Annotated in this window: 26 protein-coding genes; 6 read left to right on the top strand and 20 right to left on the bottom strand. The window is 69.8% G+C overall.

Annotated elements, in window-relative coordinates; all coding sequences use genetic code 11:
• Positions 1-146 precede the first annotated feature (146 nt).
• From ACFXPX_RS06905 to ACFXPX_RS06880, 6 genes are all read right to left on the bottom strand, one after another.
• Positions 147-371 (bottom strand): hypothetical protein, encoded by a 225-nt coding sequence (locus ACFXPX_RS06905; protein ID WP_033817820.1) that lies wholly within the window; start codon positions 369-371, stop codon positions 147-149.
• A gap of 83 nt (positions 372-454) precedes the next feature.
• Positions 455-1,519 (bottom strand): DUF2637 domain-containing protein, encoded by a 1,065-nt coding sequence (locus tag ACFXPX_RS06900; protein ID WP_380639921.1) that lies wholly within the window; start codon positions 1,517-1,519, stop codon positions 455-457.
• Positions 1,516-2,088 carry a WhiB family transcriptional regulator gene (locus tag ACFXPX_RS06895; protein ID WP_380639919.1) on the bottom strand — a complete coding sequence of 191 codons (573 nt, stop codon included), beginning with the start codon at positions 2,086-2,088 and terminating at the stop codon, positions 1,516-1,518. Before ACFXPX_RS06895 ends, ACFXPX_RS06900 begins: the two co-directional genes overlap by 4 nt.
• A gap of 109 nt (positions 2,089-2,197) precedes the next feature.
• Positions 2,198-2,905, bottom strand: a complete 708-nt coding sequence (locus ACFXPX_RS06890; protein ID WP_380639917.1) for an ATP-binding protein — start codon at positions 2,903-2,905, stop codon at positions 2,198-2,200.
• Complete coding sequence (locus ACFXPX_RS06885) at positions 2,905-3,954, bottom strand: hypothetical protein (RefSeq protein WP_380639915.1); 1,050 nt, start codon at positions 3,952-3,954, stop codon at positions 2,905-2,907. Before ACFXPX_RS06885 ends, ACFXPX_RS06890 begins: the two co-directional genes overlap by 1 nt.
• A gap of 1 nt (position 3,955) precedes the next feature.
• Complete coding sequence (locus ACFXPX_RS06880) at positions 3,956-4,270, bottom strand: transcriptional regulator (protein WP_380639913.1); 315 nt, start codon at positions 4,268-4,270, stop codon at positions 3,956-3,958.
• A gap of 555 nt (positions 4,271-4,825) precedes the next feature.
• Here ACFXPX_RS06880 and ACFXPX_RS06875 point away from each other — a divergent pair.
• The 4 genes from ACFXPX_RS06875 (at position 4,826) to ACFXPX_RS06860 (ending at position 10,077) form a co-directional block, all read left to right on the top strand.
• Positions 4,826-5,701 (top strand): helix-turn-helix domain-containing protein, encoded by an 876-nt coding sequence (locus ACFXPX_RS06875; protein ID WP_380639911.1) that lies wholly within the window; start codon positions 4,826-4,828, stop codon positions 5,699-5,701.
• Between the two features lie 1,066 nt (positions 5,702-6,767).
• The gene (locus tag ACFXPX_RS06870; RefSeq protein ID WP_380639909.1) at positions 6,768-8,069 is read left to right on the top strand and encodes an MAB_1171c family putative transporter; all 1,302 of its coding nucleotides are present in this window, start codon (positions 6,768-6,770) and stop codon (positions 8,067-8,069) included.
• Positions 8,070-8,284: 215 nt separating this feature from the next.
• Positions 8,285-8,908, top strand: coding sequence for an HAD-IA family hydrolase (locus ACFXPX_RS06865; protein WP_380639907.1), 624 nt, complete (start codon positions 8,285-8,287; stop codon positions 8,906-8,908).
• Positions 8,909-9,240: 332 nt separating this feature from the next.
• Positions 9,241-10,077 (top strand): TrmH family RNA methyltransferase, encoded by an 837-nt coding sequence (locus ACFXPX_RS06860; RefSeq protein ID WP_380639905.1) that lies wholly within the window; start codon positions 9,241-9,243, stop codon positions 10,075-10,077.
• Positions 10,078-10,084: 7 nt separating this feature from the next.
• Here ACFXPX_RS06860 and ACFXPX_RS06855 read toward each other — a convergent pair whose 3' ends face one another.
• The 9 genes from ACFXPX_RS06855 to ACFXPX_RS06815 are packed head-to-tail and all read right to left on the bottom strand — an operon-like array spanning position 10,085 to position 18,644.
• Positions 10,085-11,086, bottom strand: a complete 1,002-nt coding sequence (locus ACFXPX_RS06855; protein ID WP_380639903.1) for a glycosyltransferase — start codon at positions 11,084-11,086, stop codon at positions 10,085-10,087.
• On the bottom strand, positions 11,083-11,934 hold the full coding sequence (locus ACFXPX_RS06850) for a glycosyltransferase family 2 protein (protein WP_380639901.1): 852 nt from the start codon (positions 11,932-11,934) through the stop codon (positions 11,083-11,085). The genes ACFXPX_RS06855 and ACFXPX_RS06850 overlap by 4 nt, the downstream gene beginning before the upstream one ends.
• Positions 11,931-12,698: an HAD family hydrolase gene (locus tag ACFXPX_RS06845; protein WP_380639899.1), complete on the bottom strand. Its 768-nt coding sequence runs from the start codon at positions 12,696-12,698 to the stop codon at positions 11,931-11,933. Before ACFXPX_RS06845 ends, ACFXPX_RS06850 begins: the two co-directional genes overlap by 4 nt.
• The gene (locus ACFXPX_RS06840; RefSeq protein ID WP_380639897.1) at positions 12,695-13,726 is read right to left on the bottom strand and encodes an NAD-dependent epimerase/dehydratase family protein; all 1,032 of its coding nucleotides are present in this window, start codon (positions 13,724-13,726) and stop codon (positions 12,695-12,697) included. Before ACFXPX_RS06840 ends, ACFXPX_RS06845 begins: the two co-directional genes overlap by 4 nt.
• Positions 13,727-13,752: 26 nt before the next feature.
• Positions 13,753-14,955, bottom strand: coding sequence for a polysaccharide pyruvyl transferase family protein (locus ACFXPX_RS06835; RefSeq protein ID WP_380639895.1), 1,203 nt, complete (start codon positions 14,953-14,955; stop codon positions 13,753-13,755).
• A 14-nt stretch (positions 14,956-14,969) separates the two neighbouring features.
• Positions 14,970-16,010, bottom strand: a complete 1,041-nt coding sequence (locus ACFXPX_RS06830; RefSeq protein ID WP_380639893.1) for a hypothetical protein — start codon at positions 16,008-16,010, stop codon at positions 14,970-14,972.
• A complete protein-coding gene (locus tag ACFXPX_RS06825; RefSeq protein ID WP_380639891.1) occupies positions 16,007-17,035 on the bottom strand; it encodes a glycosyltransferase family 2 protein in 1,029 nt (342 codons plus the stop codon). Before ACFXPX_RS06825 ends, ACFXPX_RS06830 begins: the two co-directional genes overlap by 4 nt.
• The gene (locus tag ACFXPX_RS06820) at positions 17,032-17,691 is read right to left on the bottom strand and encodes a phytanoyl-CoA dioxygenase family protein (RefSeq protein WP_380639889.1); all 660 of its coding nucleotides are present in this window, start codon (positions 17,689-17,691) and stop codon (positions 17,032-17,034) included. The genes ACFXPX_RS06825 and ACFXPX_RS06820 overlap by 4 nt, the downstream gene beginning before the upstream one ends.
• Positions 17,688-18,644, bottom strand: coding sequence for a UDP-glucuronic acid decarboxylase family protein (locus ACFXPX_RS06815; RefSeq protein ID WP_380639887.1), 957 nt, complete (start codon positions 18,642-18,644; stop codon positions 17,688-17,690). Before ACFXPX_RS06815 ends, ACFXPX_RS06820 begins: the two co-directional genes overlap by 4 nt.
• Positions 18,645-19,082: 438 nt before the next feature.
• Here ACFXPX_RS06815 and ACFXPX_RS06810 point away from each other — a divergent pair, with 438 nt between their 5' ends.
• Positions 19,083-20,381, top strand: coding sequence for a hypothetical protein (locus ACFXPX_RS06810; RefSeq protein ID WP_380639885.1), 1,299 nt, complete (start codon positions 19,083-19,085; stop codon positions 20,379-20,381).
• The gene (locus ACFXPX_RS06805; RefSeq protein WP_380639883.1) at positions 20,378-21,091 is read left to right on the top strand and encodes an SDR family NAD(P)-dependent oxidoreductase; all 714 of its coding nucleotides are present in this window, start codon (positions 20,378-20,380) and stop codon (positions 21,089-21,091) included. Before ACFXPX_RS06810 ends, ACFXPX_RS06805 begins: the two co-directional genes overlap by 4 nt.
• Before the next feature lie 283 nt (positions 21,092-21,374).
• Here ACFXPX_RS06805 and ACFXPX_RS06800 read toward each other — a convergent pair whose 3' ends face one another.
• Genes ACFXPX_RS06800 through ACFXPX_RS06780 form a run of 5 tightly spaced genes read right to left on the bottom strand, consistent with a single transcriptional unit; the run spans position 21,375 to position 25,842 of the window.
• Positions 21,375-22,094 (bottom strand): class I SAM-dependent methyltransferase, encoded by a 720-nt coding sequence (locus tag ACFXPX_RS06800; protein ID WP_380639881.1) that lies wholly within the window; start codon positions 22,092-22,094, stop codon positions 21,375-21,377.
• A 52-nt stretch (positions 22,095-22,146) separates the two neighbouring features.
• Positions 22,147-22,977, bottom strand: coding sequence for a hypothetical protein (locus ACFXPX_RS06795; RefSeq protein ID WP_380639879.1), 831 nt, complete (start codon positions 22,975-22,977; stop codon positions 22,147-22,149).
• A gap of 3 nt (positions 22,978-22,980) precedes the next feature.
• Positions 22,981-23,829, bottom strand: a complete 849-nt coding sequence (locus ACFXPX_RS06790; protein WP_380639877.1) for a hypothetical protein — start codon at positions 23,827-23,829, stop codon at positions 22,981-22,983.
• A complete protein-coding gene (locus tag ACFXPX_RS06785) occupies positions 23,810-24,655 on the bottom strand; it encodes an aldo/keto reductase (RefSeq protein WP_380639875.1) in 846 nt (281 codons plus the stop codon). Before ACFXPX_RS06785 ends, ACFXPX_RS06790 begins: the two co-directional genes overlap by 20 nt.
• Positions 24,652-25,842, bottom strand: a complete 1,191-nt coding sequence (locus tag ACFXPX_RS06780; protein WP_380639873.1) for a cupin domain-containing protein — start codon at positions 25,840-25,842, stop codon at positions 24,652-24,654. Before ACFXPX_RS06780 ends, ACFXPX_RS06785 begins: the two co-directional genes overlap by 4 nt.

Below are 25,842 nucleotides of genomic sequence, written 5' to 3'. Positions count from 1 at the left end.
CCCTGGGTCTGCCGACGACCGGGGAGCCTCCGCCTCCTTCGGGGCGGGGGCGGGGTAAGGACTCCTTACCCCACAACTTGCTCCGCCAGGAGCCTGGTCACGGTCACTCTCCGGTGCCTGCGTGGTCCCGTCCTGGTCGGAGGCGGTCACCGGCTGGCCTCGCTGTCGCGCTGGCGGATTTCGAGGAGGAGGTCCTCGACGAAGTCCAGGGCGAGGACGGGGTGGTGGAGGGTCCAGGGGCGCGAGTGCCGGCCTCGCTGGACGCTGCGGGCACCGTCCGGACCGGTTTCGACGCGGTGGACGTGGCCTCGCTGAGTGAGGACGGCGAGCCAGGAATCCGCCTCGGCCCAGGTGGCGGGGGTGGTGCGCATGGTGGGGTGCTCCCGTTCGGCGGCGGTGCGGGTGGGTGACCGCCGGGGTGGCCTCGTCGGTCGCCCCGGCGGTCAGGTGTCGGTCAGTCCCTGTTGGCGGTGACCGGCTGACCGTGCTGTTCGCGGAGCTGGGCCATCAGCTGGGTCAGCGTGTCGGAGGACAGGGGGATCTGCTGACCGCGGATCGCCTGCGCGACGACCTTGCGGGTCAGCTTGTCCTCCTGGCTGACCGCCTGCCGTGCGATCTTCAGCAGGTCCTCGGTGTCCAGGTCAGGGCGGCGGTCAGCGTCCCGGTCAGTGACCGGCGGGGCGGTGACCGCCGGCTTGACCGGCTGACCGGTGGCCTCGGTGGGGCTGACCGGCGGGGCGGTGACCGACGGCTCGACTCGCGGTCGGTCGGTGACCGGCCGGTCGGCGTCCGGGTGACGGCCCAGGTCAGAGGGCTTGGCCAGGCTGACCGCGCTGACCGGGGTCAGCTGCGGCGGCGCGGTGGGGTCGGTGACCGGGCGGCTGACCGTGGCGGTGACCGGGCGGCTGACCGGCTGACCGGGGGCGGGGCGACCGGCGCTGTCCTGACCGGCGGTCAGTGCCACGGGCCGCTCGGTCAGTCCGGTCTCCTCGGCGGTGACCTGACCTCGGTCCGGGGTGACCTGACCCCGGTCAGTCTCGGCCGGTCGGTCAGGGTGACCGTCCCGGTCGGTGGGGCTGACCGGTCCTCGGGCGATGAGGATGTAGAGGTGGACGGCCCCGGCCAGGGCGAGGGGAGCGATGGTGGACAGCACCGCGACCACCGTGTCGCCGAGCCGGAGGCCGGCGGCCGTGTCCTGCTCGTTCAGCCGGACGGCGTGCAGGGCGTTGGCCCACAGGCTCGTCCCGGTGGCCGTGCCGAAGAGCGTCCACACGTAGATCCGGGCCCGCAGCGGTGCGGTGCGCAGGACCAGCAGCGCGCGGACCCCGTAGGCGATGAAGCCGTCGACGATGATCGGGAAGAGGTAGGTGAGGAAGCCTCGGACGTGGATGGCGACGGCCATCTGCTGGAGGGCGGAGAAGCTCAGCGCGCAGCCGGAGGCGCCGAGGGCGATGACGACGGCCCGGTCCCAGGCGGTGACGTGGGCGGCGGTCGGGGCGGTGGCGGTGGCGGTGCTCATGCGGCCGTCCCGAAGTCGGCGCAGGTCAGCTGCGCGGTGCTGGTTGCATCGTGGTGGGCCGAGGCGGCGCGGGTGGCTTCCTCGGCGATCTGGCGGTGGCGGATCGCGCGGCGGGTCTCGCGGTAAAGCTTGAGGGCGTGCTCCGGGCTGATCTTGAGGAGCCGGGCGAGGCGTTCGACGGGGACGCCCTGTCGGTACCCGGCGAGGACGACCGCGCGGCGCTCGGCCTTCGTGAGGGCGATGTCGCGCCCGGCGAGAGTGGCGTTGACTCGGCTGTAGTCGAGGCGGTCGTTGATCCTGGCGTGCAGGGGTTCGCGCTCCTCCTCGGTGTAGCCGCCCCGGATGCCGTGGGTGTCGCCCGTCTCCAGGGCGGCGTCCAGGCAGACGCGGGCGACCGGGCACTGGGCGCACAGCGCCTTGGCGGTGGCGATCTTGTCGGCTTCTTCCGGCCCGGGGAAGAAGGTCTCCGGGTCGACGGGGTTGTACTCGGTCGGGGTGCAGACGGCCTGGTCCTGCCAGGTGTGGTCGCCGAGCGAGCGGTGGCGGGCAGGGCTGGTCGTGGTGGTCATGAGGGGTTGCTCCGATCGCTCTCCGCGCGCAGGGCGGCGTCGGCGGAGAGGTGCGCTGGGTCGGTGAAGTTGAGGCGGCTCGCCGAGGGGCGGCCGGGCGCTGCGGCTGTCAGGCGGCGCGCTGGAGGCGTCTGCGGTCGACCAGCTCGAACTCGACCCGGGTGGTCATCTGGGCGAGCCGGGAGGTGACGCGGTCACCGAGGTGGGCCTTGAGGTCCCTGATCTGCAGGTTCGTGGTGATCAGGGTCGGGAGCATGTGGTTGTACCGGCGGTTGATCAGCCGGTACGTCTGCTCTTCGACGAACTCCGAGCTCTTGGCGGCGCCGAGGTCGTCGAGGATCAGCAGCGGCACCCGGCCGTAGGCGGCGAGGACCCGCTCGGAGTCGGTGTCCGAGCTGGGCCGAAGCTCCGCGTAGAGGTCGGCGGCGGTGGTGGCGCGCCAGCGCACGCCGATGCCGGCCTGTACCAGGGCGCGGACGGCGCCGTACGCCTCGTGGGTCTTGCCCGCGCCGACGACTCCGGCCATCAGCAGGCTGGGGCCGGTGGTGACCTGGCGACGGGCACCGAGGCTCGGGGCGGCGGCCTGGCCAGCGACCTGCCGCACCCAGGCCAGGACCTGCGGGTGCGTGGCGAGCGCGTCGCGGTAGCGCGGCGGCAGCCCGGCCGACAGCGCCGCCTCCGCCGAGTAGGGCTCCGGCTCGTCCGGCAGGGCGTCGACCGCGTGCTGGTCGATGCCCCGGGCGGCGAGGATGCGGGCCATCCGGTCGAGCACCGAGGGGGCGTCGGCGAGGGTCTGCGGGTCGCGGTGGGTGCGCATCACAGCTCCTCGGCGTAGGCGGTGGCAGCGTCGACCGGGTTGGTCCACGCCTGGTGAGCGGGCACGTTAGGCCGGAATCCCGGCCGCGCCAAACCGGCGCCTCGTGCGTTCATGGCGTCGTTGACCAGGCTCGGCAGCCGGGAGGGGTGGCCCTGGATCTCGGCGAAGCGCCGCAGCCCGGTGCGGACGTGGTCGGCGGCGATGCCCTCGTCCAGCAGGGTCTTGACGACCTTGCCGAGGTGGCCGATCACGCTGCCCGGCGGGCGCTCGGCGCAGGCGGCGACGTACTCGCCGACCAGCTGGCCTGCCGAGACGGTGTCCGCGTCCGGCGCCTGGCGCCCCGTAGGGAAAGAAGATCCAGGATCCAAGATCCTAGATCCAGGCGCCGAGGGCTCCGGGAGGCTTCGGCGAGCCTTCGGGGAGGCTTCGGCGAATGCCGTCTGACCTGCGGCTTTCTGGGAGGTCGGGACGGGCTGCGGCTCGGCTTCGATCGCCGGGGCGGCTGCTCTGGTGGCGGCGGGAGCCGTCTGCGCGGTGGCAGCCGGGAGGGGCTCGTTCGGCTGCTGGAGGGCGGCGGGACTGTTCGCCGAAACCTCGGCGAACACTCGGGGAGCGCTCGGGGTGGCCTCGGCTGCCGTTCCCGGGGTGTCGGCGAGGGCGGCCCGCTGGATGCAGGAGCCCTTGCAGACGCCGCACCGCTCCGGCTCGCAGTGCGGGCAGGCCGGCAGGCGGCTGAGCGACGGCTTGTCGATCTTCTGGTGGTTGCGCCAGGTCGGGTAGTGGAAGTAGCGCCGTCCGTCGCAGCCGGTGTACCGGCAGACCGCTCCGGCAGTGGCGAGTTGCTGCAGGTGGTCCTCGACGTCTGCGCGGCTGATCTCCTCGCGCATCGGCCAGACGAGGCCGTAGACGATCGCTGCGTTGTCTCGGTGGCGGCCGTGGTCGTCGGCGTGGTTGGTCATGCCGAGGAAGGTGACCATGGCCGGGATCGACACCTCGGCCAGCGTCTCGGAGACCCAGGTCTCCGGCTTGACCGATCGGATGCGGGCCATGTCAGCGGCCCCGGACCGCGGCGACGGCGAGCTGTCCGGTCGAGAGGTCGAGGCTGTGCGGGCGCGTCCAGTCCGCCTCCGGCCATGTCCGCTGCACCCAGCGGGCCGCGATCTTGGTGGTGGTGCGGCTCAGCTCGAGCTGCTCGCCGTGCTCGTCGATCGCCACCGTGTAGGGGTGGGGCCACTGGCGCTTGGGGTCGGCGAGGCTGACGTGGACGCTGACCGCGCCGGGGATCATGTCCGCGAGCTGGACGCCAAGCCGCCGCTGGCTCGCGCTGGGCGCGGCGTAGCGGGCTTCCCCTGAAGGGCTGAGCATGTGATACTCCTGGATTCGTAGGAGCGCGCGCGGCGGTCTCTCGTGCAAAAGAAGTCCCGCCGCTCGCGAGTTGTGATTCGGCACCCTCGGGTGCCGGCCCGGCGTCCAGGAGTTGGTAGCTCCCGGGCGCCGGTTTCATTTCGCCCTGATTCGTGCAGGGCTCGCCCTCTGCGGCACCGCTTCCCCCCCTCTGCTCGTTCCGTCCCCTTGGGCGCCGCCCTGCGGGGACGACGAACATACGTAGACGCCTGCGGCAAGTCCATCCCTTACTCCACAGAGCACTTCGGGTCGGACAGGGCTCGCGAAGGTCGGTGTCGGGAGTCGCTCCAGGACCGGCCAGCGCCACCTGATTGCCGAATCCAGCGGCCGTTGCGCAAGTGACCACAACAAGGCAGCATGCACACGGGTCGCCAGAGGCTGGCACCATGGTGAGGCGGAGCCCCTCCGGCGGTGCGATACAGAAACGTACGTTAGTTGCGCAGATGTATCAAGCCTGGACTACAGTGGTCTCAACACCGCCCCGACCTGCCCGCTCGCCACCCCGCTGGAGTTCATGTGCCCCCACGTCAATTCGACGGCAAGCGCGTACGCGCCGCCCGGCGGGGCATGGACCTTAGCCTGGAGGAGCTGGGCGCCGAGGTCGGCGTCAGCGGGCCCACCGTCTCGCGCTGGGAGAACGGTGAGGACCACCCCAAGGGCGAGAAGCTCCCCGCGATTGCAGCCGCGCTCGGCCAGCCGCTCGATGTTCTCTTCCCCACTGACGGGCCGGTGGACCTGCAGCTTCTGCGGTGCGATGCCGGCCTCAGCGTGGCGCAAGCCGCCGCGATCATCGGCTCCAGCCGCGCGCCGGTGAGCAACGCGGAGACCGGTCGGCGCAGGCTCAGCGATGCCTACGTGCCACCGCTCGCCAAGGCGTACGGGGTGACCGAGGCGGTCCTGCTAGCCGCCCAGGACTGCTCGTTCGGTCTTCGGCCTGCCGCCTCCCATGACGAGCAGGCGTCAGCCCCTCGCACCATCGGCGAAAAGATCAACTATCTCCTTGAGCACGGGTACGCGGACCAGGCGGCACCGTCTGACGACGAAATCGCACGCGCCGTGAATGCTCACGCGGGTGAGGCGGTCGTTACAGTCGAGGACATCGCATCCCTACGCGCGGGCGCCACGACGGACGCTTCCGGCGTGGTGCGCGCGGGCCTGGCCGAGGCGCTCCAGGTCGACGTCGCCCTCTTCCAGGACGACACAGAGGTCAGCCCTGCGGCTCGCGAATTCCTGGAAGCGATCCGCTTCCTCGGCTCGATCCAACGGGGACAGATCCTCGGCCTGGCTGCACGCGGCAACGGCAAGGGCCTGTCTGCAGAGATGATGGCCACGATCAACAACCTAGTCGGGGAGCTGCGGCACAAGCTGCCCGAGGCGCAAGACGGGGACTGACGCCGAGCTGCACCCGCCCGCGCCGTACGACCCCGGAGCACCCCACGCGCGCGTGCACTGCCGGCCGCTATCCGCGACGCCCCACAAGGCTGGCAGTCGACGGCCAAGCCCCCCGGGGCCAGGCAAACAATTAAGATGCCGCTGCGCATTTTCGATCATGGAATTGTCACGCTAAGTAGCGTGACTTTCGCAACAGGCCCACCGGGGCATAACACGAGTTCCTCCTTGTACGATTAGACCTGGGTCAGACAGTCGATCGGCTGTAGTGCACCTCAGGCACAGTCCTCCTAACTACTAGCGCCTCGCGTACGAGTATCGGAGTGGGGCTTGCGGTGAGAACCAGTGGCATTTCAATGGAGCGACTATGCGTTGGCGTAGAGACCCTTCACGGCGCGCACTTGTGAAGGAATGCGAGAAGGCGCTCGCCGATCTCCCCACTCCCGCTCCTTTCAGCGTGGAGGCACTGGTACGAAATATGGAGGGGGCGCTGGGTCGCCAGATTCAGCTAGTTCCGCTCGATGACCCCGATGGGGGACTTGGCACGGCATGTGGTCTCCGAGTCAAAGCGCCGGAGTTCACGGTCATTCTCTATCGTCGCCGTTCAAGCCGAAATCAAACTGAGCACATTATCCTCCATGAGCTTGCACATGAGTGGTTGGACCATGGGACCACCCTGACGGCTGCCGAGGTCGAGCGCTACGTACCTGAGCGCATCCGCCAGGAAGTGATCCGTCGTTTCCCGTCGTCCCTGGTGCAAGGGCGAGTGGATTTTGATAGCCCCGAGGAGAAGCAGGCCGAGCTTTCAGCCTCACTGATAAAGCGGCTGGGCCGACGTCAGTCGGTCACGGGAGATGACATGGTTAGTCTCCTGGAGTCCTCGCTCGCCCACCCCGTTGCTCCGCCACGACGCAGGCGCTAGCCGCAATTGCGCGGCGACCGCGGAGGTGAGAACAAGGGCCTTGCGATTCACTCCACATCAAACCGTCCATCTACTGGCAATTAAGGCTGCCGTCAGCCGACCTCGGGGGCGGCACATGGGCAGTCTTCACAGACAACCACTGGTTACATGTTCGAGTACTTTAAATACCTGACGGCGATAGTGATGACCGCAATCGCCGTATGGCGATTCCCTGCAGTTCGCTACGGCGATTTTCACCGCCGGGCACTCTGGGGCGGATATGCAGGATTCGCCGTAGCCCTGTGGTTGTACACGCCGGCAGTAATGAATGCCGTAGCTCGCATTCCCGTGGTGGATCTAGACGCCCTGCTGAGACACTTTGCCAGCACTGCAGCGACCATCGCAGCCCTGACCTACGTCTCCACTAGCTACGGGCGGAGCACGGAGGCAGTTGTGCCCCGTCACGTAGCGATCTCCCGGCGGATCGCCCGTGCGTCCTATAAGGCGGGGGCTGTAGGAGCCGTTTTGCTCACGGTTCTGTTTTTCACTGTGGTGGACCGCAGGGTGCAGAGCCACGATTTCCTCATCGACCACGCTGGCCAGTGGGGGGTCGCGGTCTATATGAGCGTCTTCTACTTCTTCCCGCTTGTTACGGCCGCAGTTTGCAGCTACCAGTGGACGAGGGCGGCACGGCAGGCCGATTGTACAAGCATGCGCATCGGGCTGGGTTTGATGGCGGTCGCGATGTGGATGGGGATTGTCCATTCGCTGGCCCGCCCCGGACTCCTGTGGGTCGCGGTGGCCTTCCCCCTGAGCCGCTCCACGGTGCAGTTCGCCGTAGACGCCGAATTGGTATGGATGGACCTGCTTTTCCTTATCGTCGCCATTGGAGCAAGCATTCCCACCAGTCGCGCGGTAGCCGGCCGATGGAAGACGTGGCGCACCCTTAATCGGATCTATCCACTCTGGTTCGACCTGGCGGAGGCTTTTCCTGGGACGAGCCTGTATCCGCCCGGTAAGCGTCTCACGGAATTTATGCAAGTTCGCGTTCCGATTGACGTCCGCCTCGATAGGTGGACCCAGGATATTGCTGACGCTTGCGAGAAACTGCGCTATTACGCTCCGCGGGACCTGATATTCGCCGCAGAGGATGTTACCGCCTCGCATTCCGATCCTGAGCCGACCGCAGAGGCGTACTGGATTAAGGCCGCGCTCAAGGCCGTCGACACCGCACCTGCGAGTATGGAACCCTCCGCTCCTCTGCGCGATAAGCCCTTCGTTGATACCGACAGCGAAGCGGCGTGGCTCGCACGCGTCAGCACGGCTTATTCAAATATCGCCGAGGATCAGGCGCAGGAGCTTCTCGTGTACGCGGCAATGGCGGATTTGGAAGAGGACCGGCAGCCTGTCATGAGTTCCCTAGAACACCCCGAGGCGATTTCATCTCCGGCGCGCGGGCTCGCAACATAGCGATCTTGGGCGGGCAAGGCGAGTGAGATTTAGCACCATCCGCTTCGCGGACTGGTTTGGTACCGTGGATGTGCGGGCTAGTACGTCTTGATCCGCCCGTAGGTGCACCCTGGCCTGCGACGCACAGTAGCTGTCGTCACCATATGTAGCCGGGGCCGTGATGCCGTCCTTTCTGGATGGGCGTCCGAATTCTCAGCAATCAATGGAGTTCCCGCATGTCCAACCGCACTGGCCTCATCCTCGATTTCGGCGGGGTGCTCACCACGCCGCTGCTTCCCGCAGTGCTCGCCTTCGAGGCGCGCGAGGGCCTTCCGCAGGGCGCTTGCCTTACGGCCCTGTACAAGGACGAGGAAGGCGTCCGGATCACCAGTGATCTTGAGCGTGGCACGGTCTCCCAGACTGAGTGGAACGAATTCGCCGGCAAGATGCTGGGCGTGTCCCCCGACAACCTCATGGGCCGAATCTTCGGCGACCTGCGCCCCGAGCCGCGGCTGATCGACGCGGCTGCTGCGGCAAGGCGCGCGGGGATCAAGGTGGGCATCCTGTCCAACAGCGTGGGACTTGCCCCCTGGGACCTGTACGACGGCTACGAGCTTGAGCGGCTGTACGACGTCGTGGTGATCTCTGAGCAGCACCTGATGCGTAAGCCCGACCCGGAGCTGTTCGAGGTCACGCTCAAGCTGATGGACCTGCCGGCCGAGCAGTGCATCTTCGTCGACGACACTGAGGCGTACGTGAAGGCAGCGGAGCAGCTCGGCCTCGCAGGGGTGCACAACCAGGACCCCACGCGGACGGTCGCCACTCTCTCCGACCTGCTTGGCGTGGACCTCACCGCGTAGTAGGGCGGCGCCTCGGAGGTCCGAGGACAACAACAGCGAAGGGACTGCGGCGTTGCTCCCCTGCCGGGGCACCGCTAAGGTCCCTTCGCTGTTGTACCGGCAACCGGTCGTCGCGAGGCGTAGACACGCCCCCAGGAGGCGGCAGCAAGGAGGCCGAGGCTCCGGCCCTGGCAATGTCGCTCCGTCAGCGACGAGTGGCGTCTGGTTCTCAGGTCTGCCGCTTCAGAGAAAGCTGTCAAACAATGCCGCCGGTGTAGGGTTTCTAGCTGCGCTGGTGCGGACTCCGCTGTGGTCGGAACGCATCGAAGTAGTCAGCTCATCTTGGAGGACAGGTGCCAGCGGTTCAGCGGATCACCTCCCGCAACGCCCGGTTCCAGCAGTGGGAAGCACTGCTCACCAACCGAAAGAAGCGGAGCCAACTGCGCGAGTTCCTGGTCCAGGGGGTTCGGCCGATCTCGCTGGCCGTGGAGTACGGCTGGCCGATCACCGCGCTGCTCTACGACGACCGGCGGAAGCTGTCGGGCTGGGCGCAGGAGCTGCTTCGGACGACCCGGGCCGAGCGGATCGTGATGGCACCGGAGCTGCTGGCGGAGCTGGGCGAGAAGACCGAGGGCGCGCCCGAGGTGATCGCGGTAGTCGGCATGCCAGCTGACGACCTGGGCCGGATCGAGGTCGGGCCGGACTTCCTCGGTGTCCTCTTCGACCGGCCGACCACGCCGGGCAACATCGGGAGCATCATCCGGTCAGCGGACGCCTTCGGCGCGCACGGGATGATCGTTTCGGGCCATGCTGCCGACGTCTACGACCCGAAGGCCGTACGGGCGACCACGGGCAGCCTGTTCTCGCTGCCGTCCGTCCGGGTGCCAGGGCCGAACGAGGTGATGGCCTGGGTGGAGCACCAGCGGGCCGCCGGTCACCCGCTGGTCCTGGTGGGCACGGACGAGAAGGGCGACGCCGATGTCTTCGACTTCGACCTGACCCAGCCGGTGCTGCTGCTGGTGGGCAACGAGACGACCGGGTTGTCCAGCACGTGGCGGGAGCTGTGCGACTTCACGGTGAGCATCCCGATGACGGGGGCGGCAAGTTCGCTGAACGCGGCGAACGCTGCGACCGCAGTGCTGTACGAGGCTTCCCGGCAGCGGATCGCGGCCGGGAAGCGTTCGCGCTGATCTCGGGTCAGGTCCAGGTGCCGCCTGCGGCGGCGCGGCGGTAGACCTCCAGGTACTTCGCGACGACCACGTGGTGGCCCCAGCGCTCGACCGCGGTGGCGCGAAGCTGTTCCGGGGCCGGGAGGCTGGCAAGGATCTTGGCGGCCTCCTCGCCGGTGGGCGTCTGCTCGACCGGTAGGGCGATGCCGACGTACGGGGCGATCTCGGCGAGGCATCCGTTATCGGTGGCGATGACTGGGGTGCCGCTGGCTGCGGCCTCGGCGACGACGGTGGCCCCGGGCTCGATCCACTCGCCTCCGAAGGGGCCGCCGAAGGGCTGGGAGAGGACGAGCAGGGCCCGGGCCGCGGCGAGGAGTTCGGTGCGGTGGCTCCCTCCGACCTCTCCGATGTACTCCGCAGTGCCGGGGTAGTCGGTGAGGATGCCGTGCAGGTAGTCCGGCTCCCAGGCCGGGCCGGCGAGTTTCAGCGGGAGGCGGGCGGCCTGGGCGAAGGCCGCGGCGTCCCGCGCGCCCTTGTGGGCGGAGACCCGGCCGAGGAACAGCAGGAAGTCGTCCTTCTTCTCGCGGTAGGTGCAGCGGTCGGGGTTGACCGGGAGCCGGATGATGGGCGCCTCCGCAGACCCGGCGGCGCGGCGCTGAGCGTGGGAGAGGTAGACGCCGTTCGCCCGGTGCTCGGGCACTCCGTTGAGGTGATGGGTACGCACTGCCGGCCAGGACGGCTCGGCGGGCAGCAACTGGCCGTTGGTGTGATCGTGCACGACGTCCGGGCGGAACTCGCTGAGCGCGGCCAGGGTGGTGTCAAAGGTGGCGGCGTCAGAGACGGTCAGCCCCGGCCGGGGGGTGGTGCCGGGGGCGCCGACGAGGAGGATCTGACACCCGGCTTCGAGGAGCCCGTCGATGAGGGTGGCGACCACCCACTGGATGCCTCCGTAGCCCTGTGGCGGGATGGTGATCCACTGGGTGGTGTCCTGTCCGTACCGGTGGGGCGGGTTGAGCATGGCGATCTTCACGAGTGCCTCCCGGCCTGGTCGAGGAGTTCGCGGCCGATACCGGTCAGCACCGCCGTGGTGTAGAGGAGGGCGAGGGCGGCGCTCCGGACGCCACGGCCGCCGGAGCGGTTGCGGTTCCACTCCTTGTGCAGGCCACCTCGGGCGGTGCCCCGGCGAACCTCGCTGCGGCCTTGCCAATAGGCGCGGCGGGTGAGGTATCCGGGCCGGAGACGTTGGGCGGGTATCAGGTGATGGACCTGCGTGGTGTCGAGGACGGTAGCGGTGGCGCCCAGGGCCGCGAGCCGGCGGACGAACGTGGTGTCCTCGGCGGAGGCGAGGCTGGTGCCGACACGGCCGAGGTGGTCGTCGAAGGCGACTCCGAGCAGGCGGGCGTGGTCGCGGTCGAGGGCGAAGCAGCCACCCCAAATGCTGGCGGGCCGGGCGGGGTGATGGGAGCCGAGGTAGTGCAGCTGACCGTTGGTCAGCCACCAGGGCGCCCGGCGCCCCTGGAGGTCGGCGGTGATCCGGGTGCCGGCCACGTGGGCTCCCGCTTCCAGTTCAACGCGGAGGTCGTCGATCGCAGCGACGGTGGGGACGATGTCGTCGTCGAGGAACACGACATGCCGGGTCGGCGCCTCCTTCAGCACGAGGTTGCGGCTGTAGGACAGGCCGATCGTGGCGCGGTTGAACAACAGCGCCGCTCGGGTGGTGGTCTGGGTAAGCGAGTGCGCGGTGGCGGCATCGACGGCGGTGTCGACGACGGCCAGGAGCCGGTCGTCGGGGCCGAGGACGTGATCGAGCCGGAGAAGGGCGGCCCGAAGCTGCCTAGGGCGGTTGCTGCAGACCGCCAGGGTCAGGGGCAAGGTCACCTGCTGGGCTCCTTCGTGGTGGGGCGCCGCCGACCGCTGAGCTGTTCGGCAAGGTCGGCGAGGTCCAGCAGGCGGAAGCTGTGCTCCGCGGCGGGATGCCGGCGGCGCTCCAGACGTTCGGCCCGTACGGCCGTGTAAGCGGTGACGAGGGCCGGGTCGGTGCCGGGCGGGGCGGTCCAGCCGGTGGCCGGGGCGACGAGGGCGGTGGGGACGCCGAGTTGCTGGGCGGGCGCGGCGTCGTGGTCGGGGCGGTCCCCGACCATCAGGGTGGTGGCGGGCTGCCATCCGAGCCGGTCCATCGCCCAGCGGAGGAGCCCAGGGTCGGGCTTGGCGATGCCGACCGTGGAGTCGAGGGCGATCAGCGCCAGGCGGTCGGCGTCTCCGGTGTCCCGCAGGACCTCCTCGCACTCGGGTGGCTGGTTGGCCACGATGCACACGGGGCGGTCGGAGTAGAGGGCATCGAGGGAGTCGAAGGCGCCGGGGATCAGCTGGACGTGGTCGTGCCAGGTGCGGCGGACCTGGTTCCAGCTGTGGGCGCCGGCCGGGGTAAAGAGGCCGGGACCAGCGGTAGTGCCGGCCTCGTGGAGGTAGAAGCGGCGCATCTCGGCGGTGAAGCGCTCGATGGTCAGCGTCGGGTCGTCTTCGGCGGCGCGTTCCAGGACGCCTTGCAGCCAGGCGAGTTCGAATGGTTCGTCGTAGTAGAGGACGCCGCCGACGTCCGTGGCGATGGTCTCGGCCGGGGGCAGGGTGATGGTCTGGTTCACGGCTGGGTGTCCTCTCGGGATGTGGCTGTGGCATTGGTGTACCACTCGGGCTGGGTGTCGGCGCCGACTTCGAGGGTGAGCGTGCTGCGGGGGTTGACGGGGCCGTGGCTCCTGGCCCAGGCGGCAGTGGCAGCCAGGCCCTCGGCCAGCGGGGTGTCCTTCCAGCCCCCGAGCAGCAGGCGGGCGAGTTCGCTGCTGGTGTAGGCGGCGTGGACTTCCTCACGGGTGGCCAGGTGGAGGATGGGGTGATCCGGGACGCCCATCGCCGTGCGCACTGCGTGTGCCATCTCCAGGACGGTACACGGCTGTTGGCTGCCGACGTTGATCGCCCGGTTCCAGTGACGAGGTGTGTCGGCGGCGTCAAGGAAGCAGCCGACGATGTCGTGGACGTAGGTGAAGGAGCGGCGCTGGCTGCCGTCGCCGTACACGGTGATCGGCTCGCCGCGCATGATCTGGTTGAGGAAGATCGCCACCGCGTTGCGCAGGGGGTCGGCCATGTTCTGCCGCTCACCGTAGACGTTGTGCATCCGCAGGGCGGTGAACGGCAGCCTTTGGAGGTGGGCGGTGATGGCGAGTTCGCGCTCGATGGTGAGCTTGGCGTTGCCGTAGCTGTCGGCGGGCTGCGGGTGGTCGTCCTCGTGCATGGGGACGCGGCCGGTGCCATAGACGGCGACGGAGGAGGCGTAGGAGAAGTACCGGACGTTGGTGCGCAGGGCGGCGTTGATCAGGTGAATGCTGCCGAGGACGTTGACCTCGTAGTTGTGGGCCTTGACGGCGTGGCTGATGCCCTCGGCGGCGAACGCAGCCAGGTGGAAGACGCTGTCGAAGGTGTGGCCGGCGAACAGCTCGTCCACCACGGCGCGGTCGGCGATGGACCCGGTGACGAGGGTCGCGCCGTGGGGGACGTTCTCTCGCTTGCCGCCGTCGAGGTTGTCGAGGACGACGACGTCGTGTCCAGCGACCAGGAGGCGGTCGGTGAGGTGGGAGCCGATGAATCCGGCGCCGCCGGTAACCAGGTGCAGGGCCATGCTGTGCTCCGATCGGGGTGGCGGGGTCAGGACTTGAGGAGAGCGCGCACGCGGGCGAGGTCGGCGGCGGCGAGTGCCGTGATGGCCGGGAGCCTGGTGACGAGGTGGTCGCGGAGCTTGGCGGTGTCCAGGCGGGCGAGCTGCTCGGCGGCGGCCGGGTCGGTGGTGAACGCGGCGACGTCGCGGTGGATGTCCGTGGCGGGGATGGCGGGTCCGTAGGTGTCGGCGAGGACGCCGTGGAACTTCGGGCTGTGGCCGATGGCGACGGCGGGGGTACCGCTGGACAGGGCGCCGATCGAGGCGTGCAGGCGCTCGGAGACGACCAGTTCGGCGCCACCGAGCACGACCTTGTAGTCGCCAGCCCCGGTGCCATCGCGGTCCAGGACGTGCACAGGCGTGTCGGGCAGGCGGCCTGCGATCTCCCGGGCCAGGATGCGGTCGTCGTTGTGCGCTCGGGAGTCGTGGCAGTGCGGGACGAGCACCAGCGGTCGGCGGCGTACGCGCCACATGGTGTCGGCGAGGCGGGTCAGCGCGTCCAGGTGGTCGGCGTCGCTGATGGTGCTGTAGCGGGTGACGCCGCGGCTCGGCACCAGGCACACGTACGGCTGGTGGCCGGCCAGGCCGACGTCGTCGAGCAGCTGCTCGGCGCGCTGCGGGGAGGAGGGCTGGAGGAGGAAGGCGGGGTCGGCGGACAACACCACCCGCGCTGCAGGGAAGCCGAGTTGGTCGGTGAGGTAGCTCCTGCTGGTGGTCTCGCGGACGGTCAGCAGGTCGAGCCGGCTTGCGGTGGCAGTGAAGGCCGCCGTCTCGGCGGGATCGGTGAAGGGCCCGATGGACTGGCCGATCATCGCAGTGGGGACGCCGAGGTGCTGGGCGCGGTCAAGGAGCGCGAGGTAGGAGGTGGAGACGCCGTAGTCGGAGGTGTGTAGGTCGCCGCCGGTGGCGAGGACCAGGTCCGCGTGTTGGAGGAGTCGGGCGGCGCGTTCGCGGCGGTGCTGCTCGGTCTCGACCGGCCGCATCGTGGCCCAGGAGCGGGAGACGACGAACGGGTCCGCGATGCAGTTCGCTCCGGCGCCCCTGAGCGCTTCGGCGTCGATGTCGGGGGTCTGGGTGAGCACGGTGACGGTGGTGTCCGGTGCCGTGGTTAGTTCGGTGGCGAGTGAGCGGGCGAGCGCCTCGACGCCGCGGCTCTCGCAGCTGGTGATCCCGGTGAGCAGGATGTTGGGCACGGTGGTCCTCCCGGCTAGTTGGTGAAGGCGAGGAGTTGGCCTAGGACGCGCCGGTAGTTGAAGCGGCGGCGCAGGTCGTCCTGGACGCGGCCCAGGCGGCGGCGGTTCGCGGTGGCGTCGCGCAGCAGCCGGGCGAGGTCCTCGGCGGGGTGGCCGCTGAGGAGGAAGGGTGCGATGTTCTCGCCGTAGAGGTCGGCGGTGTAGGCGAGTTCAGGCGGCAGGACGGGCATGGTGCTGGCCGCGACGGTCTCGAACATGCGGGGGGTGAGCAGATGTTGACGGGCGAGCAAGGGGCGGGCCAGGACCGGGGTGATCTCGGCCTTGGCCATCTGGGTCAGGACCGTGCCGAAGGGCACGGGGCCGGTGACGTGGACTCCGCGTTCGGCCAGCCAGCCGGGCTGGTTGGCAGTAGCGGCGGGGTGGTCGGGGTGGGGGTCGCCGGTCCACCAGCGGCCGGCCACCCGCAGGCGGGTCAGCGGCGGGCGGGCCGTCCGGGCGGCTTCAACGAGGCGAGCCAGGGCGTCCCATCGCCACCAGTTCGCGCCGACGTACTGCAACTCGTACGGCAGTTGCGCGGGGGCGTGCTCGGGTCGGCGTATCGGCTTGGGCATCCCGAAGTAGGGGAAGAACCGGGCGCCGTCCGGGAGGGGGCCCAGGCGGGGCTGGAGGACGAGGTCGCTGAGGCGCCGGTACAGCTGCTGCCACTGGTCGTGGCCGTAGGCTCCGGCGGAGTCGTCGGCGCCGAGCACGGTGTGCTCACCCCAGTGGGCGTCCGGGTCGAGGACGATCCGGCGCTCGCGGGGGAAGCGCTCGCACAGTTCCAGGCGCTTCTCGTCGAGGAACTGGCGCCCTTCGAAGACCAGGACGAGGTGGGTGCCCCAGTGGAGGTCGTCGACGACCGGCAGCAGCAGGGGGACCTGCTCGTCCATGCGGCACAGGGGACCGGCGAGGGCGACCTCGCAGTCGAGGGCGGGCGCGGCCGTCACGTACTCGGCGATCATGTGGGCTGACCCGGCCTGCCAGTGGAAGTCCCCGGCGATCAGCAGCCTGGTCACGGTGCCCCCTTGCTGGTGCGGGCACCCGGGCGGGCAGCGCGCAGGCTGCGGTGGGTCCGGCGGCGACGGGCGATGGTCGGGGCGAGCCGCAGCAGCCACCAGGTGGCGGCTGCCGTCTCCGCCCATCCGCGCACGGGAGTGGTGGTGCCGCCAACGGAGCGGCCGAGCAGGTCCTCGCGCAGCCACCGCCCGGCCAGGCTCACCGTGGCCGGCCAGCTCCAGGTGATGTCGGTGAAGAGGAAGTAGTAGCGGTTGCGGCGCATCTGCACCCGGCGGTAGGTGCTCGCTCCGGTCCCGCCTCCGCCGAAGTGCTGGATGCCGAGGCCGAGGTTGAGCGCAACGCGCCAGCCCGCCCAGCGGGCCCGGCGGCACAGGTCGGTCTCCTCGTAGTAGGTGTGGAAGACGCGGTCGAACAGCCCAACGGAACGCAGGAGTTCGGCGCGGACGAAGAACGCGGCGCCCTGGACGTAGGCGTGTTCCAGCGTGTCGGGGGCGCGGCCTGCGGCGGGGCCGGCCGGTGAGGGGCGGTCGGGTCGGTCTGCGGCGAAGCCGTCCGCCTCCCCGCAGCGCTCGGCCGTGCGCGACCAGTCGTTGTACTCGTCCAGGACGACCGGCCCGTCTTCGGTGTAGGTGTACTGCATGGGGCCGCAGATGCCGTACTCGGGCCAGCGCTCCATGAAGGCGGTCAGCTGCTGGATAAGGTCCGGCGGGGTGCGGGTGTCCGGGTTGACGAGGAAGACGTAGTCGGCGCCGTCCGCCAGCGCCGCGCGCATGCCGACGTTGTTGGCCTGGGCGAAGCCGAGGTTGCTGTCGTTCTGGATGATCCGCGTCTGCGGGTTGTTGTCGCGGACGAGTGCGGTGCTGCGGTCGGTGGAGGCGTTGTCGACGTACCAGACGGTGAGGTCGAGGTCGGGGGTGTGGCTGGCGAGCAGGGTGGAGAGGCAGGCGGGCAGCCACCGGGACTCGTTGGTGCCGACCGTGATGGTGGCGACCTTCGGGCGGCGGGCGGGTGCGGGGCTGGTCACGGTGACTCCGTGTCGGCGGGGACGAATTCGATGACGATGCTGCGGCGGGGCCGGGCTGAGGAGTTGGGGCGCGACGCGTGGACGACCCGTACGTCGTGCGCGGCGACGTCGCCGGCCTTCGCGGCCACTGGCAGGACCGGCCCGGCGTCGCGGACCTGGTCGATGTCCGCGTCGTCGTCGAGGAGGTGGCTGGCGGGGACGAACTCCAGGCAGCCGTTGTCGGCGTCAGAGTCGTCCAGGAACAGGCTCAGGTTGATCGCGGTGCCTGGGGCGGCGTCGGTGCGGTCGCGGTGCCAGGGCACGGCGGCGGCCACGTGCGGCATCTTGACGATCATCGCGATGACCCGGGCCGTGGCCGGGCAGCCGAGCAGCGTCTCGGCGAGGTGGTGGAGCGGGCCGGTGGCGAACAGGCCGGCCGCGAGCGGGGCGCCGGGCTGACGCTGGAGGTTGTGGACGCGGTAGAGCACCGGGGCGCTCTCGCCCTCGCGGGTGAAGTGCCAGAAGTCCTCCGCTCGGTGGCCGTCCTCGAAGGAGGCCACCAGGGCGTCGGCCTCCGCGCGCAGCCGCTCCAGCAGCGCGTCGGTGACCACGGCGGGGACCACCGTGAATCCGCGCATCCGCAGTCGGTCGAGCCTGGTGGCCGCCGGGGCGCTCACCGCACCGCTCCGGACGTCAGCTGGCGGGTGAACCAGGCGATGGTGGCGGCCAGGCCGTCCTCGGCCGTGGTCCGGGGCTCCCACCCGAACGCCTCGCGGGCCACGGTGGTGTCGGGGCGGCGGCGCGCCGGATCGTCCTGCGGCAGATCGACGAACTCGATGCCGGCGGTGGAGCCGGTGAGGCCGAGGACGAGCTGGGCGATGTCCAGCACGGTGCGCTCGTCTTCGGTGCCCAGGTTGACCGGCCCTGGGTGGCTGCTCTCGGCGACGGCCAGCAGCCCGGCCACGGTGTCGTCGACGTAGCACAGCGAGCGGCTCTGGCTGCCGTCCCCGGCGACCTGGAGGGGCTGCCCGGCCAGCGCCCGGGTGACGAAGGCCGGCACGGCGCGGCCGTCGTCGGTGCGCATCCGGGGGCCGTAGGTGTTGAAGATCCGCGTGATCGCGGTGTTGGTGCCGTACTCGCGGCGGTAGGCGGCGGTGGCGGCCTCGGCGAAGCGCTTGGCCTCGTCGTAGACGCTGCGCGGGCCAATCGGGTTGACGTTGCCCCAGTACGACTCGGTCTGCGGGTGCTGGTGGGGGTCGCCGTACACCTCGGAGGTGGAGGCGAGGACGAACCGGGCGCCGCGCTCCTTGGCCAGCTCCAGCGCATTCAGCGTGCCGATGGAGCCGACCGAGAGGGTCGGGATGGGGTGGCGCAGATAGTCGGCGGGGGAAGCCGGGGACGCCAGGTGGAACACCACGTCTACCTCGTCGGCGACGGCCAGCTTGTCGTTGACGTCCTGCTCGATCAGCTCGAAGTGCTCCGTGCCGCGCAGGTGCTCGATGTTGCTGCGGCTGCCGGTCAGGAAGTTGTCCACGCAGACGACGGCGAACCCGGTGCGGGTCAGCACGTCGCACAGGTGGGAGCCGATGAAGCCGGCCCCGCCAGTCACGACGGCGGTCCTTCGGGACATGAGGCTCCTCAAGTGGTTGGGCACGTCGGCCTCGCCCGGCGGCGCGACGGCGCACGGCGGACGGATCGGTGTGCGGGTGAGCGGGTGCGAGCACGGCTGGCGTGCCGTGCTCTCGGCGATCGGTGCGAGTGGTCCGTCCACGTGACGTCTTCTCGCTGCGCGGCCGGGTCATGAGGCGGTCCCCGGCTGCACCCCGGGTGCCCCGCCGCAGACCAGCGGCCGGGCACCCTTCAGGGGGAGCACTAGCTAACTCCTGCTCAACTCCCCCTGTGAAGAGCGCTTTTGTCGTCTTCGTGTCGTATTCCGGCCCCAGCCGCCCCACGAGAAACATCAGCACACAGTCGCCAATTGGCTACAATCCGGTGAACACATCGGGGGTTGCTGATGGGCCGATCAAACGGCTTACGCGCAGACATACGGCTGGTCCACCCGCTCAGCGTGGTCCGGGACGAGCAGGGCTGGACCTTCCAGGACGTCGTCGACATCGTCGCCAAATCCACCAAGCGGTCGGCCGATCGGCGCAAGGCGTGGAAGTGGGAGAACTGGGGGGTCGAGCCGGACGCCGAAAGCCAGGAGGCCCTGGCGGCGGCGCTCGGCGTGCCGCTGCGGGAGGTGCACCGGCTCGGCTGGCCGGGGTGGCTGCCGGACGGTGGGCCGGTTCGCACGGATTTCCCCTGGACCACGGCGGGCACGCTCGATGCACTGGACGACACTCTGGAGCACGCGATGCCCGACCGGCGCGGATTCATGAAGCTCGGCGGACAGGCACTCACCCTTCTCGCCAACCAGTGGCTTACCCAGGAGCCTGGCGCCCTGGCTGCCGCGCTGGCCGGCGGCAGAGTTGACGAGCGGCTCCTCGAAGACCTGGAGGGCGGGCTCCCCCGCCTGCGACGACTGGAAGCCGCCCTCGGCGGTCAACGAGCCCGCCGCCTCCTCCACACAGAGCTGGCCACGGTCACCAACCTCCTCAAGGAGTCGTCCTACACCGAGAAGGTCGGCCAACGCCTTCTTCGTCTCGACGCCGAGCTCGCCCGCCTCGCCGGCTTCGCCAGCTTCGACGCCGGACTCGATAGCGCCGCCCAGCGCTACTGGACCACCGGACTGCGAGCCGCCCACGCCGCCGATGACCGAGCGTTGGGCGCCAACATCCTCAAATCGCTCAGCCTCCAGTGCTACGACCACGGCCTCACCGGCGCCGCGCGCGCGCTCGCCAGCGCCGCCGTCGAAGGCGCCGGTGACGTCACCCCCAGAACTCGGGCCATGTTGCTGCTGAGGCAGGCCCGCGCCGAAGCCGCCTGCAACAACCGAGCCGCCTGCGAACGCCTGCTATCCGAAGCCGAAACCCTGATGGCCCGCTCCGCCACCACGGACGACGACCCGGCCTGGACTGGCTACTTCGACACAGCGGACTTCTATGCCCAGACCGCCACCTGCTACGCGGACCTGCGCCTTCCCTGGCACGCCGAGACCTACTTCACCACCGCGCTGGACCTCATGCCCTCCTCCAAGGCACGCGACCTGGCCACCTACACGATCCAGAGCGCCCGCACCCACATCGCCCTCGGCCACGCCGACCACGCCGTCCATCTCCTGGAAACTGCTGCCGAGTTAGCCGCCGACGCCCCATCCCAGCGCAACACGGCTCGAGCGCTCGCAGCCCGAGCCGAACTCCCGATGGCCAGGAAGCACCCGAAAGTCCAGCGCCTCGACCAACTGCTCGCCACACTGTCCGCATGACCACACACCGCGACCAGCGAGTCGCCCTCGTCTCCGGCGGAAACCGCGGCCTCGGCCTCGCCATCGCCGCCCGACTCGCTGAACACGGCATGCACGTAGTCCTCGGCGTGCGCGACCGCCTCGCCGGCCGTGAGGCGGAGACCGCACTCGCCGCCAATGGGCTCTTCGTGCACTCCCACGAACTGGACGTCACCGACCCGGCGAGCGTCGCCCGCGCCGTCGCCGACACAGCCGCCCCGCTCGGACGCCTCGACGTACTCGTCAACAACGCCGCCGTTGCCATCGACCGCGGCCAGGACGCCTCCGCACCCGACTTCGAACGGGTCCGCGCGACCATCGACACCAACCTGCTCGGTGCCTGGCGCCTCGCCGCAGCCGCCGTACCGGAGATGCGCAAGAACGGCTACGGCCGGATCGTCAACATCACCAGCCACCTCGGTTCCCAGAGCAACATGGGTACCGGAAACGTGAGTTACCGCGTCGCCAAGGCCGGTCTCAACGCGCTCACCCAGATCCTCGCCGCCGAACTCACCGGCACCGGCATCCTCGTCAACGCCGCTTCCCCCGGCCGTACCAACACCCGCATGGCCTACGGCGAGACCGACCGCACACCCGAAGAGGCGGCCGACACCCCGGTCTGGCTCGCCACCCTCCCCGACGACGGCCCCACCGGCGGTCTCTTCTACGAGCGCAAGCCCCTCGACTGGTGAGCGGCGCCCGGCTCGGCCGTCACGTGAGCCAAGGATCGGTCACCGCATGGATGAACCTGACCACATCCCCCGAGGTGTGGCCGAGCAGCCCGCCGATCAGGGTGGCCCCGGCCCTCGGTTGTTTCTGCACGGCAAGGGAGCACGCTGATCCACGCAGGCCTCCCCCATGGTCATCGGCCAACTCCGTGACGTGATGGCGGGGCTCCTGCAGGAGGTCCATCGTCTACCGAACGAGGCCGGGGGTGCCCTGCGGTGGGTGACGCGGCGGCAGCGAAGCGATTACTCAATCGTTCGCCAGCCACAGACCCTTGTACTGGATCTTGGGGTGCCGGTGGTCTCTTGTGGTGATGCCGGCCGGGGTGTAGCCGCAGGACCGCAGCAGGTCCGCCGTGGTGGCTTGGTCTCGTTCCTCGTTGTAGACGCCGATGATCAATCGGCCGCCCGGGGCGACGACATGGTCCATCAGATGGGCTACGTACGCTCCACGCAGGTCCGCCGGCACGTAGTCCATACCGGTGCGGACGGCGTCGAAGCGATGTGGAGGCTTCCAGCCCATCGCGTTGGCGGTCCAGATTCGATGCGCCCACTGTGGGCAGCGGGTTCGGGCGAGGTCAGCGAGGGCGGTAGAGATCTCCACCCCGTAGGACTCGATGATGATCTTGGCTTCGGCCGCCCAGTCGGTCAGGCTCTCCATCAGGTGGCCGTTGGCGCATCCGATGTCGAGGAACGTCCCACCGTGGGGCGGGAGCAGGTCGACGAGCAGGCTGCGGGCTTCTCGCCAGCGGATCCCGTCGCCGCTGTGGCCGGACTGGGCCCGCGGGTTGTCGCCGTTGAGATAGGCCGGTTCGATGACGCCCAGGACGGCGGCGTGCCACTCGGCGGCCGTGATCTCGCCCGCCTGGTACGCGTCGTCGATGGGTGCCAGATCACTCCAGCCTCGCTCCTTCGCGCTCGCGATGTCCTCGGCGTCGTGACCGGCCGAACGGCGCGTGATGGGGTCCATGCGCACTCCTTCCCTATTCGCCAACGTTGGTTCCGTGCAACCAGAGTGACGTTCAGTCCCCTTGAAGAGCGTGGATCAGCCGCGCGGCCTCCCGGTGCGCCGGCCCCATTCGCGGGTCGTTCGGACCGGCGTGCGGTCCGACGATCTTCGCCAGCACGAACAGCTGCATCACCATCCCGTCGCGGCTCTCAAGATCTGCCCGGCGCTCCCTGCGTACCCGGTCCGCGAGCGCAGGTACGGCGAGGGAGGCGGCGTACAACGACGCCGAGTCGAGTCCGCGTGGCGCCATTCCCCAGTCCTCCCAGTCGAACAGGCAGAACTCACCAGGGCCGGTGACGTTCGCCCAGTTCAGGTCAGCGTGAGCAGGACACCACCGCTCCACCCGAGTGTCGTGCGCTCCGGGAAAGGCGGCCTTGATTGTGTCGTCGACCATCTGCTGCGTGATCTGTTCGGTGTCCGGGGCCGCCACCCGGGCCGTGTGCTGAGCGGCCAGCACTGCCAGCGAGGCGTTCAGCGAGCACCACCACCCATCGGGCAGCTCCGGGTCGACGGTCACCACCGCGGCCCCGACCGGGAACTCAGGCAGCAGCGAGGTCTCATCCACGTGCCAGATCGCCCGGTCGTCCGGGTCCTGCCATGTCGCCGACCCGTACCAACGTGGCATCGCCACGCCGGCCAACACCGCTGCGGCTTCGAATCCGCCCCAGCCCTGTTCCCGCGCCCGCGCCCAGGGACGGCGCTCGACCCTGACCCAGCTGCTGCGGTCGGTGCCGGCTCCGACCGTCCGGCGCTTGCGCACCACGCTGCGCCGGTCCAACCTCGTGCCGAAGCGCTGCTCCACCTGGTCCAGGACGTGATTGACGGGCTCCTGCCGGAGGTCCATGGTCTACCGGACGAGGCCAGCTGCGGTGCCCTGCGGCGGGGTGACACCGGTCAGCTCACGTGCTCGGTCAGCGAGGAGAGTGGCGAGTTCCGGGTAGTACCCGCGGTCAACGGCCTGGAGCATCTCCGCAATAGCGATGAGCTGACCGACTTGTCCGGCCGGGGTGTCGAGGATGTCGGCGAACTCCGTGCGGATGCGGTCCGCGACTTCGGGCACGAGGAGGCTGCTGACCCACAGGACTGCGGGATCGTAGCCGACCGGCACGAGGCCCCAGCGTTCCCAGTCGAGGATCTTGAGCGGCTTCGCGGTCAGGTTGGCCCATTGGAGGTCGCCGTGGCCGGTGGTCCGCTCGACTCCGGCCGGGGCCGGGATACCGAGGTACTTCGGGAAGACCTCGTCGACCCACGCCTGGCGCAGAGTGATCTTCGTGCCCGGTGCTTCCGCAATGCCGGCCAGCGCCTTCCGCAGCGCGGTCCACCAGTCGTCGTCCAGGCCGGGGTCTTCTCGGAGGTTCGGGGTCGAGGAGACCGCGGAACCTACCAGGTCGAAGACGTCGGCCTGGTAGAACCAGCTGGCCTCGGTCCAGTCCACGGTGTCGTGGAGCCGGGGGCGCGGGACGGAGGCAGGGACGAGCTGTTCAGCGCCGAGGGCGCCCTGGCCGGTCGGCCGGGGCGCCCTGTGGCGGCTGCCTCTGGAGACCCGGAGCCAGACGTTCTCGGCCCGGCGGCCCACAGTGGTTCCGGAGGTACCGAAGACCGGCGGTCCGGTGCACACCAGCCTGAGGAATCCGGCGGCCTTCTGGTGCGCTGCCGTCAGGTCGTGCCGGGTGTCGTCATCCGGCTGAAAGGACATCGAGCACCGTCCTGAGTCGTGCGTCGGGGATCGGCTGGGCGAGAGCACCCTGGGCATCCTCCCAGTGCTGGAGGGTGCTGGTCGAGGTGAGGACGACGTCCAGCGCGGGGCAGGCGCCGATGAGCTGGAACGCGGCGGTGTGCGGGCTCGATCCCGGCTGGATGAGGTTCACCAGTTCGGGTGTCATCAGGCTCGGCAGTTCGCCTCCGTGCAGGGGTGCGGAGGCGAACGTAGTGATCCCGGCGTCGCGCGCGTGGACGAGCGGCCCGGCTCCGTCGAGGGCCTGGGTGATCGGCTCGGCCATGACGAGGCTGACCGGCAGCTGGACGCCAGCGAGGTGGTGGTTCGTCGACCCGGCTGCTTCGCCGGCCAGCGCGATCAGTTCGGCGATGGTGAACGCCTGGTTGGTGAAGCCGGCCCAGGTGGCGACGCCGTACCCCCCGATGCGGCCGGCCTGCGCGAACTCCTCAAGCACGGCGAACGCGACGCGGAGGTTGTGGTGCAGCTGCTGCCTGTCGTGGTCGGACCGTTCGGGGTTGTGGACGAAGACGATGTCGGTGCGACCGAGGACGGCGAGCGATTCCTCGGTCTGGACGCGGACGTCCAGGGGGGCGATGCTGTGGCGGCCGTCCGGGTAGAAGCCGGTCTTCGTCGTCACCTTGGCGGTCGGGTGCTCGGCGAGCACCGGGGCCAGGTCGTGGTGTGCCCGGCCGTGGCCGTAGTTGGGGGCGGTGTCGATCCACTTCGCTCCGGCCGTGAGGGCGGTGCGCGCCGCTTCGCCGGCGGCGCGCACCCGGTAGGTCCCCAGGCCGAGTTCCGGGCTCACCGGCCGACCTCGACTACGGCGAGGGCCTGGCCCTGGACGAGTACGGTGAGGACGTTGGCCACGTCCTTGACCTCCAAGCCGGCAGTTGCGGCGAGTTCCCGGATACTGACCGGGTCTCCGGTCAGCAGGGTTTGCAGGGCGGGCTCGACCCGCTCGGAGAAGTCCCATGCGGTTCCGGCCGCGGACAGGGTGACGGTCCGGGCGGTGGGGTCGCTGGTGAGTTCGGCGCGAGGGGCGGTGATCCGCACCTTGATTTCCGGGTCCGCGGGGAGGGCGTCTATGAAGGGCAGGGACGGGGCCGGTCGACCGAGGTGGGTGGTGCCGGAGGCCGTGGCCCAGCGGTCGATCAGGTCAGGGTCCGACAGCGCGGTGAGCACCGCAGCCCTCAGATCGGCCAGGTAGGCGGCCTTCTCGTCCGCTCCGGCGTGGAGCGGCACGTCCTTCCGCACGGCGGGGCTCTCGTGCAGCTCGTCCACCAGCCAGCCCAGGAGCGTGGCGCCGGTCTGGGCTACGAGTCCGAACGTGAGGTGCAGCGACTCGCTGCCCTGGTCAGCAGTGACGCTGTGCCACCAGCCGCGCGGCAGGTACAGGACGTCGCCCGGATGGAGAACGACGTCCGCGACCGGCTCGCCCTCGGGTTCCTCCGGGGAATCCACATCGCGGAAGGTCGGGGCCTCCCTGGTCGGCTCCCACAACCGCCAGCGCTTCGCCCCGTACTGCTGGACCACAACCACGTCGTGATCGTCCCAGTGCCGACCGAAGCCCTCCTTCTCCGTCCAGGATGCGTAGAGGTTGGTCTGCACAGGCGTGCCGATGAAGCGCTCCAACGCTTCGGCGGCGGTGCGGATCGGCGGGTGGATCTCGTCGATCGCGTCCACCACCAGCGAGGCGCCCTCGGCGAGCTGAGCGTGGAGCTGCGCGGGGTGCAGCCGATTCCAGGTCACCCCACGCCGGTTGGTCGCCAGGGTCGAGTACCGCCCGACAGGAACGGTCTGCCCGTCCATCGACAGCCGAAGCCGCGGCGGGTCGATGCGGTGGGTGGCGAGGACGGTGTTCAGGTCATCCCAGGACAGGAGAGGCGCGGTGCCGACGCCCTCGGTGGGGAACACGGCGTAGGAGCGGTGGAGCGCCTGGGTGAGGAACTGGTCCCCACCCAGGCGCACCGCCCACGAGGCGGTCTTATGCAT

Source organism: Kitasatospora sp. NPDC059146 (genome assembly GCF_042786665.1).
GTDB lineage: Bacteria > Actinomycetota > Actinomycetes > Streptomycetales > Streptomycetaceae > Kitasatospora.
This window is presented reverse-complemented; position numbering and strand designations above follow the sequence as displayed.